Annotated in this window: 16 protein-coding genes; 8 read left to right on the forward strand and 8 right to left on the reverse strand. The window is 64.4% G+C overall.

Annotation, left to right across the window (positions count from 1 at the left end):
* Positions 1–13: 13 nt before the first annotated feature.
* Positions 14–865, reverse strand: a complete 852-nt coding sequence (locus AC5RU9_RS00465) for a hypothetical protein (protein ID WP_494014937.1) — start codon at positions 863–865, stop codon at positions 14–16.
* A 54-nt stretch (positions 866–919) separates the two neighbouring features.
* On the opposite strand from AC5RU9_RS00465, the gene AC5RU9_RS00470 reads away from it, so the two are divergent.
* Positions 920–1,588, forward strand: coding sequence for a DUF1684 domain-containing protein (locus AC5RU9_RS00470; RefSeq protein WP_211711600.1), 669 nt, complete (start codon positions 920–922; stop codon positions 1,586–1,588).
* Here the strand turns inward: AC5RU9_RS00470 and AC5RU9_RS00475 are convergent.
* Positions 1,585–2,781 (reverse strand): SLC13 family permease, encoded by a 1,197-nt coding sequence (locus AC5RU9_RS00475; protein WP_494014938.1) that lies wholly within the window; start codon positions 2,779–2,781, stop codon positions 1,585–1,587. The genes AC5RU9_RS00470 and AC5RU9_RS00475 overlap by 4 nt on opposite strands.
* Before the next feature lie 117 nt (positions 2,782–2,898).
* Here AC5RU9_RS00475 and AC5RU9_RS00480 point away from each other — a divergent pair, with 117 nt between their 5' ends.
* The 3 genes from AC5RU9_RS00480 to AC5RU9_RS00490 all read left to right on the forward strand — a co-directional run bounded on the left by AC5RU9_RS00480 (position 2,899) and on the right by AC5RU9_RS00490 (position 4,997).
* The gene (locus AC5RU9_RS00480) at positions 2,899–3,486 is read left to right on the forward strand and encodes a DM13 domain-containing protein (protein WP_494014939.1); all 588 of its coding nucleotides are present in this window, start codon (positions 2,899–2,901) and stop codon (positions 3,484–3,486) included.
* Positions 3,487–3,630: 144 nt separating this feature from the next.
* A complete protein-coding gene (locus tag AC5RU9_RS00485; RefSeq protein WP_494014940.1) occupies positions 3,631–4,494 on the forward strand; it encodes a fumarylacetoacetate hydrolase family protein in 864 nt (287 codons plus the stop codon).
* A 17-nt stretch (positions 4,495–4,511) separates the two neighbouring features.
* Positions 4,512–4,997 carry a GtrA family protein gene (locus AC5RU9_RS00490; protein ID WP_494014941.1) on the forward strand — a complete coding sequence of 162 codons (486 nt, stop codon included), beginning with the start codon at positions 4,512–4,514 and terminating at the stop codon, positions 4,995–4,997.
* Positions 4,998–5,008: 11 nt separating this feature from the next.
* Here AC5RU9_RS00490 and AC5RU9_RS00495 read toward each other — a convergent pair whose 3' ends face one another.
* The 6 genes from AC5RU9_RS00495 to AC5RU9_RS00520 form a co-directional block, all read right to left on the reverse strand.
* Positions 5,009–6,166 (reverse strand): cysteine desulfurase family protein, encoded by a 1,158-nt coding sequence (locus tag AC5RU9_RS00495; RefSeq protein WP_494014942.1) that lies wholly within the window; start codon positions 6,164–6,166, stop codon positions 5,009–5,011.
* A gap of 15 nt (positions 6,167–6,181) precedes the next feature.
* Complete coding sequence (gene nadC / locus AC5RU9_RS00500; RefSeq protein WP_494014943.1) at positions 6,182–7,060, reverse strand: carboxylating nicotinate-nucleotide diphosphorylase; 879 nt, start codon at positions 7,058–7,060, stop codon at positions 6,182–6,184.
* The gene (gene nadB, locus AC5RU9_RS00505) at positions 7,053–8,783 is read right to left on the reverse strand and encodes an L-aspartate oxidase (protein ID WP_494014944.1); all 1,731 of its coding nucleotides are present in this window, start codon (positions 8,781–8,783) and stop codon (positions 7,053–7,055) included. Before nadB ends, nadC begins: the two co-directional genes overlap by 8 nt.
* A 34-nt stretch (positions 8,784–8,817) precedes the next feature.
* The gene (nadA, locus tag AC5RU9_RS00510; RefSeq protein WP_494014945.1) at positions 8,818–10,125 is read right to left on the reverse strand and encodes a quinolinate synthase NadA; all 1,308 of its coding nucleotides are present in this window, start codon (positions 10,123–10,125) and stop codon (positions 8,818–8,820) included.
* Entirely contained in the window at positions 10,122–10,841 is a 720-nt protein-coding gene (locus AC5RU9_RS00515; protein WP_211711591.1) for an NUDIX hydrolase, read from the reverse strand. Before AC5RU9_RS00515 ends, nadA begins: the two co-directional genes overlap by 4 nt.
* Positions 10,842–10,942: 101 nt before the next feature.
* Entirely contained in the window at positions 10,943–11,416 is a 474-nt protein-coding gene (locus AC5RU9_RS00520; protein ID WP_211711590.1) for an Lrp/AsnC family transcriptional regulator, read from the reverse strand.
* A 174-nt stretch (positions 11,417–11,590) separates the two neighbouring features.
* On the opposite strand from AC5RU9_RS00520, the gene AC5RU9_RS00525 reads away from it, so the two are divergent.
* From AC5RU9_RS00525 to AC5RU9_RS00540, 4 genes are all read left to right on the forward strand, one after another.
* Positions 11,591–12,973, forward strand: coding sequence for an amino acid permease (locus AC5RU9_RS00525; protein WP_211711589.1), 1,383 nt, complete (start codon positions 11,591–11,593; stop codon positions 12,971–12,973).
* Positions 12,974–13,114: 141 nt separating this feature from the next.
* Positions 13,115–14,161: a thiamine pyrophosphate-dependent enzyme gene (locus AC5RU9_RS00530; protein WP_494014946.1), complete on the forward strand. Its 1,047-nt coding sequence runs from the start codon at positions 13,115–13,117 to the stop codon at positions 14,159–14,161.
* Entirely contained in the window at positions 14,154–15,224 is a 1,071-nt protein-coding gene (locus AC5RU9_RS00535) for an alpha-ketoacid dehydrogenase subunit beta (RefSeq protein ID WP_494014947.1), read from the forward strand. Before AC5RU9_RS00530 ends, AC5RU9_RS00535 begins: the two co-directional genes overlap by 8 nt.
* Positions 15,217–15,546, forward strand: a complete 330-nt coding sequence (locus AC5RU9_RS00540) for a biotin/lipoyl-containing protein (RefSeq protein WP_211711587.1) — start codon at positions 15,217–15,219, stop codon at positions 15,544–15,546. Before AC5RU9_RS00535 ends, AC5RU9_RS00540 begins: the two co-directional genes overlap by 8 nt.
* Positions 15,547–15,549 lie beyond the last annotated feature (3 nt).

Raw genomic sequence — 15,549 nt, forward strand, 5'->3', positions numbered from 1 at the left:
GCCAATCGCAGGACTACGAATTGACCTTCAGAGACAGTAGCATCCGCTGGACATTCGCAAAGTCGGAGCCGTGGGCTGCGTATTTGGCGGCCAGGTCCAAGGTATCGAACGCCTTGGCGGGAGCCACTTTTTCGTCCGCGGCAAAGGCGTGGATGGCGGGTACGTCCGCGAAGGAATAATCGCCCCTGCCGGCCGGACCCTGGACCCGGTTCCTGAGTTCGCAGGACTGCCCATCACTTCCTGCCACAACGTTGGTGATGCCATAGGAACCAAAGAACTTGTAGCCCTGGATCACACGGAAGACAACCCGGGGGTCGATGGTATCGGGTCCATCCGAATGCGGGATATCCAAGGGGACACTGCTGATCACCACATAGGGCCGCGACTGGCCGGCTGGGCACGCAGCGGGGGCCGACGTGGGCAGGCCCGTTTGGAGCGTGGCAACGTACTTCCCGGCCCCATCCTTGACTTCGACCTTCACGGCACCGGGCAGGGAACCGGACTCAGGCGTGAGGGACTGGGCTATCCAGTCTTCGGGCAATTCGAAGCTGACAGTCTTCGCAGGGTCGGTATAGGTCTTCCAGGACAACGCTGTAGCCGCAGGGCTGGACTCGGCGCTGGGCGATCCGCCCGGATCAGCCGACGCCGACGGCGAGCCGGACGCGGAGTCTGTTGCCGTCGTCGTGCTTTCCGGCGTTCCCGTCCCGGATTCCGAACTGTTGGGTTGCGACGTGACGGTGGGGCTGACCTGCGGGCCTTTGTTGTCAGCCGAACAGGCCGCGCCGGCCAACAGAACGGCGCATGCCAGTGCCACCGCGGCAACAGGCCGCGTTACCGGCCGGGTCGGGATCATCATGCCCTTCATGGTCCCAGCCTATCGGCGGGGATACCGCGACACGCACAGGGCTAGGCTGAGGGTATGGCTCCCGATCAGTACGACGAATATGAGGACACTCTGCCCACCATGTCGGCGGTTGATATAGCCGACTGGCGGTTGCGGACCTTCGCCCTCTACGACAAGGTACGGCAACTCGCAGCCACCAACCCCTTCGACGCCCATGTGTTCTGGCGCCAGGAACGGGATCTGATGTTCGCCACGCACCCCGCATCGGCGCTCACTGCGGACATGAAGGCGCGCTTTTCCGGCTTGCGAACCGCCGACTACGACCCCTCCTTCCGGATGTACGCTGCGCTCTCGCCTGAAGGGACCGGCCAGGAGATGAACGTCGAAACGGGCACGGACGGCGTGGTGCCCTTCACCCGTATCGGCACCTTCGAACTTCCCGGGCTCGGTTCCCTGGCCGTATGGCGGCTAAGGAGCTACGGCGGCGGAATATTCGTTCCCTTCCGTGACGCCACCGCCGGAAAGCCAGGCGGAAGCTACGGCGCTGGAAGGTACCTGTTGGATACGGTCAAGGGATCCTTCCACGGAACGAGGGGCTCCGGAGGAGAGCAGGAATTTATTCTCGACTTCAACTTCGCCTACAACCCGTCGTGCGCCTACAACGAAGCCTGGGCTTGCCCGCTGGCGGGACCGGCCAACCGGCTGGCCGCTGACATTCCAGTAGGCGAACTGTATCTGGGCTAGCCAAACAGCCCGCCAGGACCGGTCATTGCGAGGGCGGCCACTGCTGCGACGATCGTCAGGGGTGCCACAATCAGGCCGAACAGCGCATACCCTTTCCATTTGACCAGTACGTTCATCCGGACCAGCCGATCGTGCCACAGCAGTGTGGCCAGCGACGCCCATGGTGCCACGAGAGGTCCGGCATTGACGCCCACCAGCAAGGCGGCCATCCGTTCCGGATTTCCAGCCAAGGGCTCGGCCAGCAGGTAAGCGGGCAGGTTATTGACGACGTTGGAGCCCAGGGCGCCCGTCATGGCCAACCTCAACAGGTCAGTGAACCCATTCCCTTCGCCTGCCGCCTGCCCCAGCAGCTCTGACGCGCCGACGTACTGGGCGGCTTCAACCACAAGAAAAAGCCCGCAGGTAAACAGGAGCAATGACCAGGGAATCAGGGTCACCGTCAGCACCTTGGGTCGCCGGAAGACAAACGCCACCACCAGGATCGCGGCTGCTGCCGTTGCCGGAATCCAGATGGCAACACCAGAAACCAGGGCCGGCAAGAGGAGTACCAGTACGATCGCGCTGACCAGCAACAGGGTCTTGTCCTGCGATGCCGTGCGGCGGGCCAGTGCTGCTGGCCGGGTGGAGTCGCGGGCATAGGTCCTGCGGAGATCGCGCCTGAAGACGATCGCTATGAAAGCCAAGGGGACCACAACTGCAGCCAACGACGGCGCCCACATCAGCTGGGCGAACTGTGCTGGGCTGATTCCGCCCAGGTTGTGCTGAGCCAGGAGGTTCGTCAGGTTGGAGATGGGTAGCAAGAGGCTGGCCGTGTTCGCCAGCCAGACCGTAGTCAGGGCGAAGGGCAGGACAGGGAGGCCAGCCTGGCGGGCTACCGTGACGACCACCGGAGTGAGCAGCACAGCCGTCGTATCCAATGAGAGGAAGATGGTGCTCAGGGTGGCGAACAGGGCCAACAGCAACCACAACAGGACGGCGCGGCCACGGCCCCACCCGCGCAAATGCCGGGCGATCCATTGGTAGGCACCGGCTTCACTGACGAGCTCGGTCACCACCGTCATGGCGACGACGAAGGCCAGGATCGGAGCCACCCTGTCCACCAGCACCGTTACTTCGTGCCACGGGAGGACACCTGTGGCAACAGTGACCCCGCCCGCCACAAGGAGGATCAAACCAATTATCGCCAGACGCATGGAACGGATTCTAAGCCAGCGTTCTGTGTTCTTCCTCCGCGGCACGGGAATCAACGCGTCACCGTACCGTAAGCAATGAAGCCCCTGCAGCGACGGCCCGAAGCCTAGCCTTGAACCATGAACCGATTCCGGGGTTTCATCCGGGCCCACAGGACGTTGACCTTGCTGGGCGGGGTGCTGGTCTTGAGCGCGGTGCTGGCCGGGGCCGCGCTGTTTCAACCGTGGCGGCTCTTCACCAGCAGCAGCCTCAACGAAGCCCTGCCCGCCGAACAGCTTTCAGCGGGACCATCAACCACCGTGGGCCCACAGCCGCCTGCGGGCCAGTCAACCTCCGCGGCCCCGAGTACTTCGCCGACACCGAGCGGACCGACGGTGCTCAGGTCCGGCATGTTCGGGTCCCAGGAACACGAAACGTCCGGCACTGCCCAATTGCTGGAACTCCCCGACGGCAGCCACCTGCTCCGGCTTGAGAACCTGGCCAGCAGCGACGGCCCGGACGTCAAAGTCTGGCTCAGCAGCCTGGAAGCTGGCGGGGACTGGTTCAAGTACCGCTCGGGGCGATACGTGGACCTTGGTGCCGTTAAGGCCACCCATGGCAACCACAACTACGTCATACCAGCGGGCACCGTCATTGACGGACTGACCTCGGTGGTCCTCTGGTGCGACCGTTTCAGCGTCGCATTCGGGTCGGCGCCGTTGGCCTGAGCCGCTTGCCTGCTGCGTTGTGAGGCCGGCTCTGCACGCCTCGGATGCGTTGCGTGGCCCGCTCTGCACGGATCGGATGCGATATAGGGCGCCAAGCGGGCCTCACAACGCAGGAGATCTTCAGGGAGGACGTAGGATGTCTTCATGACCTCACGCCTTCCCCGTCGTATCGCCCGCGTCCGCCCTGTTGCCGCGGAGTCCTCCGCAGGCCAGAGCCCCGACGAACACTTCTTCGTGGCCAACGATGCAGCCGACTTCGACTCTGCTGAGGGCAGGCAGTGGACGATCATCGACTCGCCCTTCCCTTCATCACGGGCGAATGCTTCGAGCTCCCACCGGGAAGGGTGGGAGCCGGGCACCGTGGTCGGCGAAGTCAGCTTCCGCTTCCTGGCGCCCTCCATACCGGTCAACGTGCTCGGGATGGCCCACAACACCGGACAACCGGGCCGCGACCTGCCGCCGCAGGCATTCCACAAAGCGGCGTCCAGCGTGATCGGCCCGGATGACGCGATCCAGCTGGGCTCGACCGTGGGCCACGTGGACCCGGAAGCCGAGCTGACCGTCGTCGTGGGCCATAAGGCGCGGGGCCTGACCCTGGAAACGGCGAGGTCCGCGATCCTGGGCTACACGATCGGCAATGACGTCTCTGCCCGCGACCTCCAGAAGTCCGACGAACTCTGGATCAGCGCCAAGAGCCAGGACACCTTCACGCCAGCAGGTCCCTGGATCGTCACGGAACTCGATGACTCAGCCCTCTCCATCGGAATTGTCCACAACGGCACGGAGTTAAGGACCGCCAGTTCCGCGGACCTCGGCTGGAAAGTGAATGAGATCATGGTCTACCTGACCTCGTTCATGACGCTCCAGCCCGGCGATCTGGTGCTCACGGGCTTCCCGGCAGAGTGCGCGCGCATCCATCCCGGGGACACTGTTGTGTGCCGGGTGGAAGGCATCGGCGAGCTGCGCAACCCTGTCACCGGCGCTTCCTGGGAGGAGCACCCGGCATAGTGTGTCAGGCTTAACACATGGAGATTGCCGCGGAAGCCACCGAGCTACGCTCCTCTCCCCCACGCAAGCCGCCCAAAAAACGGCACCGCGGCGTCCTGAAGTATCCGGTGGTGCGCCAATTGCTGCGGTTTACGGGCGTCGGTATCGTCTGCACAGCCAGTTCGTTGGCCATTTATGCGTTGTTGCGTCCCTGGATCGATCCCCAACTGGCCAATGCTGTTGCCTTGATCGTGACGTCGTTGATGAACACTGCGTTGAACCGGCGGCTCACCTTCAAAATCACGGGCAGGAAGAAACGCGCCCAGGACCACCTCAGCGGCGCTATCGTCATCGGCATTGCGCTGGTCATCACGGGCGGCAGCTTGGGCCTGCTGCATCTGTTCCGGCCCGAAGCCACGGTAACCGAGGAGCTCTGGACCACCACGTTGTCCGGGTTCGTGGCCACGGCAGTGCGTTTCACCCTGCTACGGCACTGGATTTTCCGGCGCGCCCGCCACGTGTAGCCGGGCTGGGGTTACTGGGGGGCCAGGTTGCGGACACGCCCGACGGCGGTTTCCACGGCGGCGGCGGCCAGCTCCAGTTCGGCGTCGGTAACAGCTGACGTGAAGCTGAAGCGCACGGCAGTTTGCGCAGTTTCCGGGGCGATGCCGAGTGCCACCAGAACGGGCGATGGCGCATCGGAGCCGGCCGCGCAGGCCGAGCCGCTGGAACACACCACGCCAAGCCGCTCCAGCTCAAGCAACACCGATTCACCGCTGGTACCCGGGAAGCAGAACGACGCAACCGAGGGCAGCCGCAGGCTCGGGTGGCCCGTGAGCATGGAGTCGGGCACGGCCTGAAGTACCCGGTTGATGAACGTATCGCGCAGCAACGAAACCCTGGCCGCCTGTTCCTGCTGCTCGGCGTTCGACATCTCCAGAGCCGTGGACAGGGCCACGGCGCCGGCAACGTTTTCGGTTCCCGAACGCCTGCCCCGCTCCTGGCCTCCACCATGGACCAGGGGCTCGACCCGCAGGCGACCCCTGGTGAACAACACCCCGGACCCCTTCGGTGCCCCCAGCTTGTGTCCTGAGATGCTCATCGCATCCACGCCCAGGGCCTTGACGTCCACGGGGAGCCACCCAGCTGCCTGCACGGCGTCAGTATGGAACGGCACTCCGTGTTCCCTGGCCACGGCAGCAAGTTCGGCTACCGGCTGGACGGTTCCAATCTCGTTGTTGGCGTACATGATGCTCACCAAGGCAGTTTCCGGGCGCAGCACAGCCCGCAGGGCAGCCACGGTGACCAATCCTTGGCTATCGACTGGGACAACATCGACGTCGAAACCGTGTACGCGCTGCAGGTAACGGGCCGATTCTTCCACGGCCGGATGTTCGATTGCACTGATGACCACACGGCTGAGCGAGGGATCGGCCGCCCGCCTGGCCAGTGCGATGCCCTTGACCGCCAGGTTGTCCGCCTCTGTCCCGCCCGAGGTGAAGGTCACCTCGCCGGCACGGCAGTTCAGTACCTTCGCGACGCCGGTGCGCGCCTCCGCGAGCGCAGAGGCAGCCGCTTCGCCCAGGCTGTGATGGCTGGAGGGGTTGCCGAACTCGCCGCTCAAGTACGGCCACATGGCGTCGAGGGCTTCGCGGCGGATCGGAGTGGTGGCTGCGGCATCGAGGAAGATCATGGGAGTGAGGTGGTCCTAGGGCTGCGATGTGGTGAGTTCGATGTCGAGGCCCAGGTCCAAAGCGCTCACGCTGTGGGTCAGTGCGCCGACGGAAATGACATCCACGCCGGCCGCTGCGATCCCGGTGACGGTGTTGATGTTCACGTTGCCGCTGGCTTCGACGATGGCACGGCCGTCCACCTGCTTGACACCGGCGCGGAGCTCTTCGATGGTGAAGTTGTCCAGCATGATGGTGTCCACTCCGGCCGCCAGCACCGGTTCGATCTGCTCAGCATTGTCCACTTCGACTTCGAAGTGCGTGGTGTGGCCCAGCTGTGCTTTGGCTGCGGTCAGCAGCTCAGTCAGCTTGGTGGTGTCGCCGCCGGTCATGACAGCAAGGTGGTTGTCCTTGGCCAGGACCGCATCGGAGAGGCTGTACCGGTGGTTCGCTCCTCCGCCGCAACGCACGGCGTAGCGTTCAAGCACCCGGAGTCCGGGGGTGGTTTTCCGCGTGTCCGTGATCCGGGCACGCGTTCCTTCAACCAGCCTGACGAACTCCGCTGTCTTGGTGGCGATCGCACTCATGCGCTGCACCAGGTTGAGCCCTACGCGTTCAGCCAGCAGCACCGAACGGGCACTGCCGTTGACCCGCGCGAGGTGCGTGCCGGCGTCGAACGCTTCACCGTCGGCGAGCAGCAGCTCAACGTCAGTGTCCGGGTCCACCAGCTTCATCGCGTCGCGGAATACCGTGCCGCCACTGAAAACGCCGGGTACGCGCGCGTTCAGCACGGCCGTGGCCCGGGCCTCGGCGGGAATCAGCAGCTGGGAGGTGATGTCGCCGCTCGGAGCGTCCTCCGCGAACGCCCGTTCCAGGATCTCCCGGACGGGGGCTGCGGGGAGGGTCAGGTTAGTCATGGACGAGGCTCGCTTTCCGGCTCATGGTGTAAGGCTGGTCAAAATGTTCGACGGCGGCGGGTTCGGTCATACTGTCGCTGCGGTAATGCGCGCCCAGCGAACCCCGCCGCTCCCGTGCAGCCTGCACCAGCAACTGCGCAGCCAACAGCAGGTTCGCGTCCTCATGCTCCCGCACCTCAACCGAGTCAGGAACAGTCAGCGGAAGCACTCCACTCTCCCACTCACCAAGAGCCTCGGCGGCTTCAGCCAACAACTGACCGCTCCGCAGCACACCGGCCTTGGCGGTCATGAGTTTCTGGAGCGCACTCCGGGAGAACCCGGAGCGCGAAGGTTGTCCGGGTGACGTGCCGTGGTCGGCTGACGGGGTCCCGGCAGCGTGCGTAAAAGCGAGGCCGCCCGCGGCGGAGTTAGCACGCAGAGGGACAGCGTCAGCCGCCCCAATGAAAGCACTCACAGCCCGGCGCCCGAAAACGAGCCCCTCAAGCAGGGAGTTACTTGCCAGCCGGTTGGCGCCCTGCACCCCGGTACAGGCCACTTCACCGGCGGCCAGCAGCCCGGGAACCGAGGTCCGGCCGTAGAGGTCGGTCACCACCCCACCCATCCAGTAGTGCGCGGCCGGTGCTACGGGAACGGGTTCCCGGGTCCAGTCGACGCCGGCTTGGCGGGTGTGTTTGCTGAGGGTCGGGAATCGCTTTTCCAGGAATCCCTGGCCGCGCGCTTCTTCCACCATCCTCGCGTCGAGGAAGACGTGCCCGTTGGGGTCGTTGAGCTTTGCCAGGTGCAGGGCGATGCTGCGCGAGACCACGTCCCGGGGGGCGAGTTCGGCGTCGGGGTGGTAGTCGGGCATGAAGCGGTGGCCGGTGGCGTCTATCAGGATGGCGCCTTCGCCGCGGACGGCTTCAGAGATCAGCAAAGGGTTGGTGTTGGTTTGGCTGCTTGCCGACCCTTGGCCGATGAGAGCGGGGACCATGCACGTTGGGTGGAACTGGAAGAATTCAAGGTCGGACACCGTGGCACCGGCGCGCCAGGCAAGCGCCAGCCCGTCAGCCGTGGCTACGGACGGGTTGGTGGTCTGTGCGAACAACTGCCCTGCGCCTCCGGTGGCGAGCAGTACGGCGTCGCCTTGGATGCTGTGGTGGCGTCCGTCCTGGATGTAATTGGCACCCGCGATGCGGCCGTCGCCGTGAAAGCCATCGCCTTGGGACAGGGAGGTGACATGGGCGTGGCCGATCACGTGGATCCTGCCTGCTGCCTGGAAGTCCAGGACGGTCCTGATCAGTGCGGCGGCAACCCCGGCCCCGGTAGCGTCGCCCCCTGCGTGGAGGATGCGTGGCGCGGAGTGGGCAGCTTCAAGGCCCAAGGCGGGATCGCCGTCGTCGTCCAGGTCGAAGCGGACCCCGAACCGCACCAGCCCGGCGATGTCCAGCCTGGCCTCAGTGCAGAGCACCCGCACCGCTTCTTCGTTGCAGTGCCCGGCGCCCGCTTTGAGGGTGTCGGCGATGTGGGCGGCGACCGTATCGCCGGGCGCCGGCTCGTCCAGGACCGCTGAGATGCCACCCTGTGCGTAGAAGGTGTTGCTGTCCGCGAGGGCACCCTTGGTCAGCAACACCACGTCGGCGCCCGCTTCGGCGGCCAGCAAGGCGGAGTACAGTCCGGCGATGCCGCTTCCGACGATGATCAGCCGCTTGGGCCGGGGCCCTCCAGCAAGGCTCTCTGTGGTCATGCGAGGCTCTCTTCGGCTAGTGGGAATGCCTGTGCTAGGCAGGCTTGGCGGCCAGCATGCGCTCCAGGGCAACTTTGGCGTTGTCCTGTACGGCGTCGTCCACTGTGATGCGGTTGACGATGCGTCCTTCGACGAGTTCCTCCAGCACCCAGGCCAGGTAGCCGGGGTGGATGCGGTACATGGTGGAGCACGGGCAAATGACGGGGTCGAGGCAGAAGATGGTGTGCTGCGGGTTTTCCGCGGCAAGCCTGTTGACCATGTTGATTTCGGTGCCGATGGCGAACGTGGTGGGTTCGGTGGCGGCAGCTATGGCCTTCTTGATGAAGTCGGTGGACCCTGCGGAGTCAGCTGCGTCCACCACCTCCATGGGGCATTCGGGGTGCACGATCACATTGACGCCCGGGAAGTCCTGGCGGGCTTTTTCGATCTGGCCGACGTTGAACCGCTTATGCACCGAGCAGAAACCGTGCCAGAGGATCACCCGGGAATCGAGCAGCGCCTGCTCATCGTTGCCGCCGAGTTCCTTGCGGGGGTTCCACATGGGCATCTGCTCCAGCGGGACGCCAAGGGCTTTGGCCGTGTTGCGCCCGAGGTGCTGATCGGGGAAGAAGAGGACGCGCTGTCCCCGTTCGAAAGCCCATTCCAGGACCACTTTGGCGTTGGAGGACGTGCAGACGATGCCGCCGTTCCGGCCGCAGAAGGCCTTGAGCGCAGCAGAGGAATTCATGTAGGTGACGGGGATGACCGGTACCCGGCCCTCAGCGTCCGGCTCCGTGCCGAAGATTTCCTCCAACTGCTCCCAGCATTCCTCCACGGAGTCCTCATCTGCCATGTCAGCCATGGAACAGCCGGCGGCGAGGTTGGGCAGGATGACAGCCTGAGCGGGCGTGGAGAGGATGTCCGCAGTCTCGGCCATGAAGTGGACACCGCAGAAGATGATGGCTTCGGCATCGGGCTTGGTCAGCGCGGCGTTGGCCAACTGGAAGGAGTCGCCCACAAAGTCCGCGTACTGGATGACTTCGTCGCGCTGGTAGAAGTGGCCCAGGATGACGGCACGGTCCCCGAGCGTCGCCTTGGCGGCCCGGATGCGGGCGTCGAGTTCGGCGTCGGAAGCTTTTTTGTACTCTTCCGGCAGCTGGCCTTGGCGCGGTGTGGCCTTGGGCGCAACATCGCTGCTGGAGGCACCAGGGCCATAAGCGGGCTCGCCGGCCAGGGCCTCGGCAAGGTCGTATTCCCATGGGCCCCTGGCCAAGGCCGGGCTGCACGTGGACCCTGCGCGGGAGAGGCCCTTCTCGGCTTCTTCGCGAGTGATCAGCTGGACGGCAGTGTTGACGCTGCTCATGGTGTACTCCTGTTATCTGGCCCGAGGCCGGGCGTGCCGGTGAAGCGGTAGAGGCGTGGCGGACGGTGTTTTCCGCCTTGCAGGTATTCACCGGTTTCTTCGATTTCCGGTGTGGCTTTGATGTGTCGGCGGAAGTTCGCGGGATCGAGCTGGCGGTCCAGCACTGCTTCGTAGACTTCCCGGACCTGGGCGAGGGTGAAGAACTCCCCCAGCAGGTGGTAGGCAATGGACCCGTAAGCCATCTTGTTGCGCAGCCGCCACAGGGCGTAGTCGACGATGGTGTTGTGGTCGAATGCCAGCTCGCCGAGTTTGTCCGCGCGGAACCACCGCACATTCTCCGATTCGTCCGCGAGCGCAGCCTCAGTGGGTTGCACCAGCGCCCAGTACACGATGGACACGACGCGCTGGGTGGGTGATCGATGGAGGCCGCCAAAAGCATAGAGCTGCTCAAGGTAGTGCGGGGTAAGCCCCGTGGTGTCCCGCAGGTTCCGGGAGGCCGCGTCCTGCAAGGACTCGTCATGTGCCAGCGGGCCGCCGGGCAACGCCCACATGTCCCGGTAAGGTTCACGGATTCTGCGGACGAGCGGCAGCCACAGCGTGGGGCGGCCGGATGTTTCGCTGGGGCGTAGGGCGAAAATCACCGTTGAGATAGCCAACGACGGCGGTGCGAGCCGCCGTTCGGCCACATTGGCTGAGCTGGTGTTCACGGCGTTCACCTCGCTTCGTCGCCGTTACGATCCTGAGTGGATCTTAGTTAAAGTCATATTGACTAGAACTAATGGTACGACTCAATCGGCATCCCGCAAAATGCTTTACGTCACACGGACTTCGCCGCCGCCTCCATCAGTGGAAGGGTCCGGCCTTGGATGTGGCTGTTCAGGACAATCACCGAGGAACAACGCACCACGGACTTGGTGGCGATCATGGCGTCCAGCACCCTCTGCATGTCAGGGTTGGACCGCGCGGCGATACGGACCATAAGGTCCGAGTTCCCAGTGACCGTGTGGACTTCGATGATCTCCGGAATCGCCCCCAGACTTTCGATGATCGCGTCATGCCCGATTTCCTGCGTGATGGTCACGGAACAGAAAGCCACCACCGGGAACCCGAAGTTGGCCGGATCCGGCTGCGGCACCCAGGATCCTATGACCCCGTTTTCGATCATTCGGTCGATCCGCGACTGCACCGTAGCCCTGGCGACCTTCAGCACGCGCGAGGCCTCCAAAACCGAAGATCGCGGTGAATCGGTGAAGAAACGTACAATTTTTGCATCAAGCGCATCGACCAGCATCAAAGTTCCTGTCCCCGGGGATCCATACCCATCACATCGCCACAGCAAAAAGTGATGTATCTTACAAACTGCGAGAATTATTCCACGGCTCTTGCTGCGTCGTCGACGCCCGCGTGCCAAGCCCATGAGGCCGGCACGCCAAACCAGCATGAAATCCATAGAAGGTAGACACGTATGACAACGAAGTCCATCGCGGCTCCTGCACCAACGGCCGGCCTCGGCCACTCACTCAAACCGCGCCAGCTGACCATGATGGGATTGGGCAGCGCAATCGGCGCCGGCCTCTTCCTCGGATCAGGGGCGGGCGTTCAGGCCGCCGGCCCGGCTGTCCTGATCTCCTATCTTGTTGCAGGAACACTGATCATCCTCGTCATGTGGGCGCTGGGTGAAATGGCAGCCGCCAACCCCAACAGCGGGGCATTCTCGGTCTACGCCGAAAAGGCCCTCGGCAAAACGGCCGGCGGCACCATCGGCTGGCTCTGGTGGCTCCAACTCGTGGTGGTCATCGCCGCTGAAGCCCTCGGCGCGGCAGGGTTGCTGTTTTCCGTCTGGCCGGTCATCCCGGTGTGGGTACTGGCCCTGGTCTTCATGGTGGTCTTCACCGGGATCAACCTGGTAGGCGTCCGGAACTTTGGCGAGTTCGAATTCTGGTTCGCCATCCTCAAGGTGGCCGCAATCGTGATTTTCCTGCTGATCGGCGCTGCACTGCTCTTTGGCTGGCTGCCGAACGTTACCTCGCCAGGCCTCTCGGCCTTCGGGGATTTCGCTCCCCATGGAATTGGTGGCATCGCCGCCGCACTGTTCGTGGTGATCTTCGCCTTCGGTGGAACTGAGATCGTCAGCGTCGCCGCTGCGGAAACCGAAAACCCCGCCCACAGCGTAGGCAAGGCGATCCGTACAGTGGTGTGGCGCATCCTTGTTTTCTACATCGGTTCGGTCTTCGTCATCGCAGCCGTGCTTCCCGTGGGCTCCGAGGGATTGAAGTCTCCGTTCGCCGGAGTGCTGGATCTGGCGGGAATTCCCGGCGCCGGCGCAGCCATCACCCTGGTAGCCGTTGTCGCACTGCTGTCCGCACTGAACGCCAACCTGTACGGCGCCTCGCGGATGATCTTCTCCCTCTCCGAGCGCGGGGAAGCCCCCCGGATCCTCTCCCGCCTGAGCGCTTCCAAGGTTCCGGTGGCCGCCGTCGGCGTTTCCGTTGCCTTCGGCTTCATCGCCACCATCCTGGAACTGCTGTTCCCCGACAAGATCCTGCCCGCACTGTTGAACCTCGTAGGTTCCACGTGCCTGGTGGTCTGGGGTACGGCGCTGGTGTCCCAGTTCATTCTGCGCCGCAGGGCGGACCGGGAAGGGACCGAGCTGCCGCTGCGGATGAAAGGCTTCCCCTACCTCACCATCGTTGGCCTGGTCCTGCTGGGCGTCATCCTCGTGGTGGGCTTCGCCAACCCGGAAAGCGCCGGTCAGTTGGTGGGCACCTTCCTGCTGATCCTCGCGATCGCAGCCGGCTGCTTCGTCAACGCCAAGGCAAAAGCCACCAAGGCGGCAGCGCGGGGCTAACAGCCTCCTGCTAACCCGCAACCAGAAGCCCTGCACAGTTTGTACTGCGCAGGGCTTCTGTGTGTGCCCAAATTGTACAAAGTGTTCCGTTTGAAGTGAGCTGATTGCGCACAGCCAAGTCTGGTGACTAGGGTCACAGCCATGACTATCAAAGCTGTGCAGGGAGCCGTCGATGATGACGCGGCCCCACTCACCCATGATCAACTCCGTGAGCTGTACACCCTGATGGCAGCAGTCCGTCACCTGGACACTGCCGCCGTCGCCTGGCAGCGGCAGGGCATCATTCCCGGCTACGCCCCCGAACTTGGCCAAGAGGCCGCACAGGTGGGCAGCGGCTACGCTGTGGACCGCACCCGCGACTTCGTCTTTCCCACCTACCGGGAAATGGGCGTTGCCCGCGCCATGGGCCTGGACATGGTCGGTTACATGTCCACGCACAAGGCAACCTGGCACGGCGGCATGTACAACCCGCTTGAATCCAGGTTCGCGCCCATCCAGGCAGTGGTTGCGGGCTCTGTCCTGCACGCCGTCGGATGGGCCCATGGCCAGACCCTCGGCGGAGCACAGGACATGGGCGTTGCCATGACGTACTTCGGTGACGGCGCTTCGTCCCAGGGTGACGTCCACGAAGCCATGAACTTCGCAGCCGTCATGAAAGCCCCAGTGGTGTTCTTCGTCCAAAACAACGGCTGGGCCATCTCCGTCCCGACGGAGCGGCAGGTTGCCGGCGGCTCCGTGGCCGCGCGCGCTGCGGGATACGGCATCCCGTCCCTTCAAGTGGACGGCAACGACGTCGTTGCCGTCTACGAAGCCACGCGTTCCGCTTTCGCACATTGCCGTGCCGGCAACGGCCCCGTGGTGATCGAAGCCATGACCTACCGCCGCGGCCCACACTCCACCGCCGATGATCCCGGCAGGTACCGCACGCTGGACGAGGAACGGCTCGGAGCGGGCGAAGATCCGCTGGAACGCTTCAAGCAGCGCCTCCTCGCGGACGGGGTGGCCGATGAGGCCTTCTTCGCCGAGGCACAGCGCAAGGCTGCAGAAGAAGAGGACACCATCCGGGCCGGGATCGCAGACCTCGGCCCACGGCCGGGCGCTGAAATGTTCAGCCTGGTCTTCCAGGAACCAACGCCCGCCCTCCAGTCCCAGGCCACCGAGTGGCGCAAGGAGTCCGAACATGCCTGAGACCACCACCGCAGAGCCCACGGCAACTGCCGCCGTCGGCATCCAACAGCTTTCCATGCAGCAGGCCCTCAACCGGGCCCTCGACGAAATCCTCGCCGAGAATCCCAAGACCGTGATCTTTGGAGAGGACTGCGGTCAGCTGGGCGGAGTCTTCCGCATCACCGACGGCCTCCAGGCCAAGCACGGCGAGGCCCGCGTCTTCGACACCCCCCTTGCCGAGTCGGGCATCCTCGGCATGTCGGTTGGCCTGGCCATGGCCGGTTTCCACCCCATCCCCGAGGTCCAGTTTGACGGTTTCGCCTACCCGGCCATCAACCAGATCGTCTGCCAGATCGCCCGGATGAACTACCGAAGCCGCGGTACGCTGCCCATGCCGATCACGCTGCGCGTCCCCAGCTTTGGTGGCATCCGTGCCCCTGAACACCACGGCGAAAGCCTTGAAGCACTGTTCGCCCACGTGCCCGGCCTGAAAGTGGTCTCGCCGTCGAACCCCCACGACGCCTACCACCTCCTCAAGTACGCGGCCACCCGGCCGGATCCCGTGATCTTCATGGAACCGAAGTCCCGGTACTGGCAAAAGGGACCGGTGGACGTCGCGTCCGCGGACGCCAACACGGCAGCGCACGACGGCGGAACGGACGACGCCGGCAGCCTCACCGGTGCCCGGGTGGCCAGGGAAGGCCGGCACCTGACGCTGGTGGCGTGGGGCGCCATGGTCTCCCGTTGCCTCCAGGTGGCTGAACTGGCAGCCGAGGATGGTATCGACATCGAAGTCCTGGACCTGCGCTGGCTCAAACCCATCGATGCCGAAGCCCTGGCGACATCCGTGGGAAAGACGCGGCGCGCCGTCGTCGTCCATGAAGCGCCGCTCACCTCCGGCCTCGGCGCCGAAGTTGCGCAACTGATTACCCAGAGTTGTTTCGCAACGCTCAAGGCACCGGTGGAGCGTGTGACCGGCTTCGACGTCCCTTACCCCTCCGGGGACCTGGAGGACGAATACATCCCCAACATCGATCGCATCCTCTTTGGGATCCAACGCGTACTGGAGTACCGCCGTGGCTGAAATTTCCTTCCCGCTCCCCGATCTGGGCGAAGGCCTCATCGAAGCAACCGTGCTGGAGTGGCTGGTGGAACCCGGCCAACAGGTGGAACGCAACCAGGCGATCGTCGAGCTCGAAACCAGCAAGTCAGCCCTCGAATTGCCCAGCCCGCAGGCAGGTAAAGTGGTGCGTATTCACGGGGCGCCCGGTGAGACCATCAACGTCGGCGAACCGCTGATCGTGTTCGAGGTTCCGGATGACACCGCCGGTATCGTGGGCACTGTTCCGAAGGACGAAGCACCCAAGCGCCGGGTCCGCCTGAGCGCCGTACTCGATGAGGACTGACAC

Source organism: Arthrobacter sp. B0316-5-4 (genome assembly GCF_059090325.1).

Coding starts and splice junctions, on each gene's coding strand:
- AC5RU9_RS00495 (WP_494014942.1), bottom strand. CDS start 6,166: ATGATCTTCCTCGATGCCGCAGCCACCACTCCGATCCGCCGCGAAGCC.
- AC5RU9_RS00465 (WP_494014937.1), bottom strand. CDS start 865: ATGAAGGGCATGATGATCCCGACCCGGCCGGTAACGCGGCCTGTTGCC.
- AC5RU9_RS00535 (WP_494014947.1), top strand. CDS start 14,154: ATGCCTGAGACCACCACCGCAGAGCCCACGGCAACTGCCGCCGTCGGC.
- nadB (WP_494014944.1), bottom strand. CDS start 8,783: ATGACCACAGAGAGCCTTGCTGGAGGGCCCCGGCCCAAGCGGCTGATC.
- AC5RU9_RS00485 (WP_494014940.1), top strand. CDS start 3,631: ATGACCTCACGCCTTCCCCGTCGTATCGCCCGCGTCCGCCCTGTTGCC.
- nadA (WP_494014945.1), bottom strand. CDS start 10,125: ATGAGCAGCGTCAACACTGCCGTCCAGCTGATCACTCGCGAAGAAGCC.
- nadC (WP_494014943.1), bottom strand. CDS start 7,060: ATGACTAACCTGACCCTCCCCGCAGCCCCCGTCCGGGAGATCCTGGAA.
- AC5RU9_RS00490 (WP_494014941.1), top strand. CDS start 4,512: ATGGAGATTGCCGCGGAAGCCACCGAGCTACGCTCCTCTCCCCCACGC.
- AC5RU9_RS00525 (WP_211711589.1), top strand. CDS start 11,591: ATGACAACGAAGTCCATCGCGGCTCCTGCACCAACGGCCGGCCTCGGC.
- AC5RU9_RS00530 (WP_494014946.1), top strand. CDS start 13,115: ATGACTATCAAAGCTGTGCAGGGAGCCGTCGATGATGACGCGGCCCCA.
- AC5RU9_RS00475 (WP_494014938.1), bottom strand. CDS start 2,781: ATGCGTCTGGCGATAATTGGTTTGATCCTCCTTGTGGCGGGCGGGGTC.
- AC5RU9_RS00480 (WP_494014939.1), top strand. CDS start 2,899: ATGAACCGATTCCGGGGTTTCATCCGGGCCCACAGGACGTTGACCTTG.
- AC5RU9_RS00470 (WP_211711600.1), top strand. CDS start 920: ATGGCTCCCGATCAGTACGACGAATATGAGGACACTCTGCCCACCATG.
- AC5RU9_RS00520 (WP_211711590.1), bottom strand. CDS start 11,416: ATGCTGGTCGATGCGCTTGATGCAAAAATTGTACGTTTCTTCACCGAT.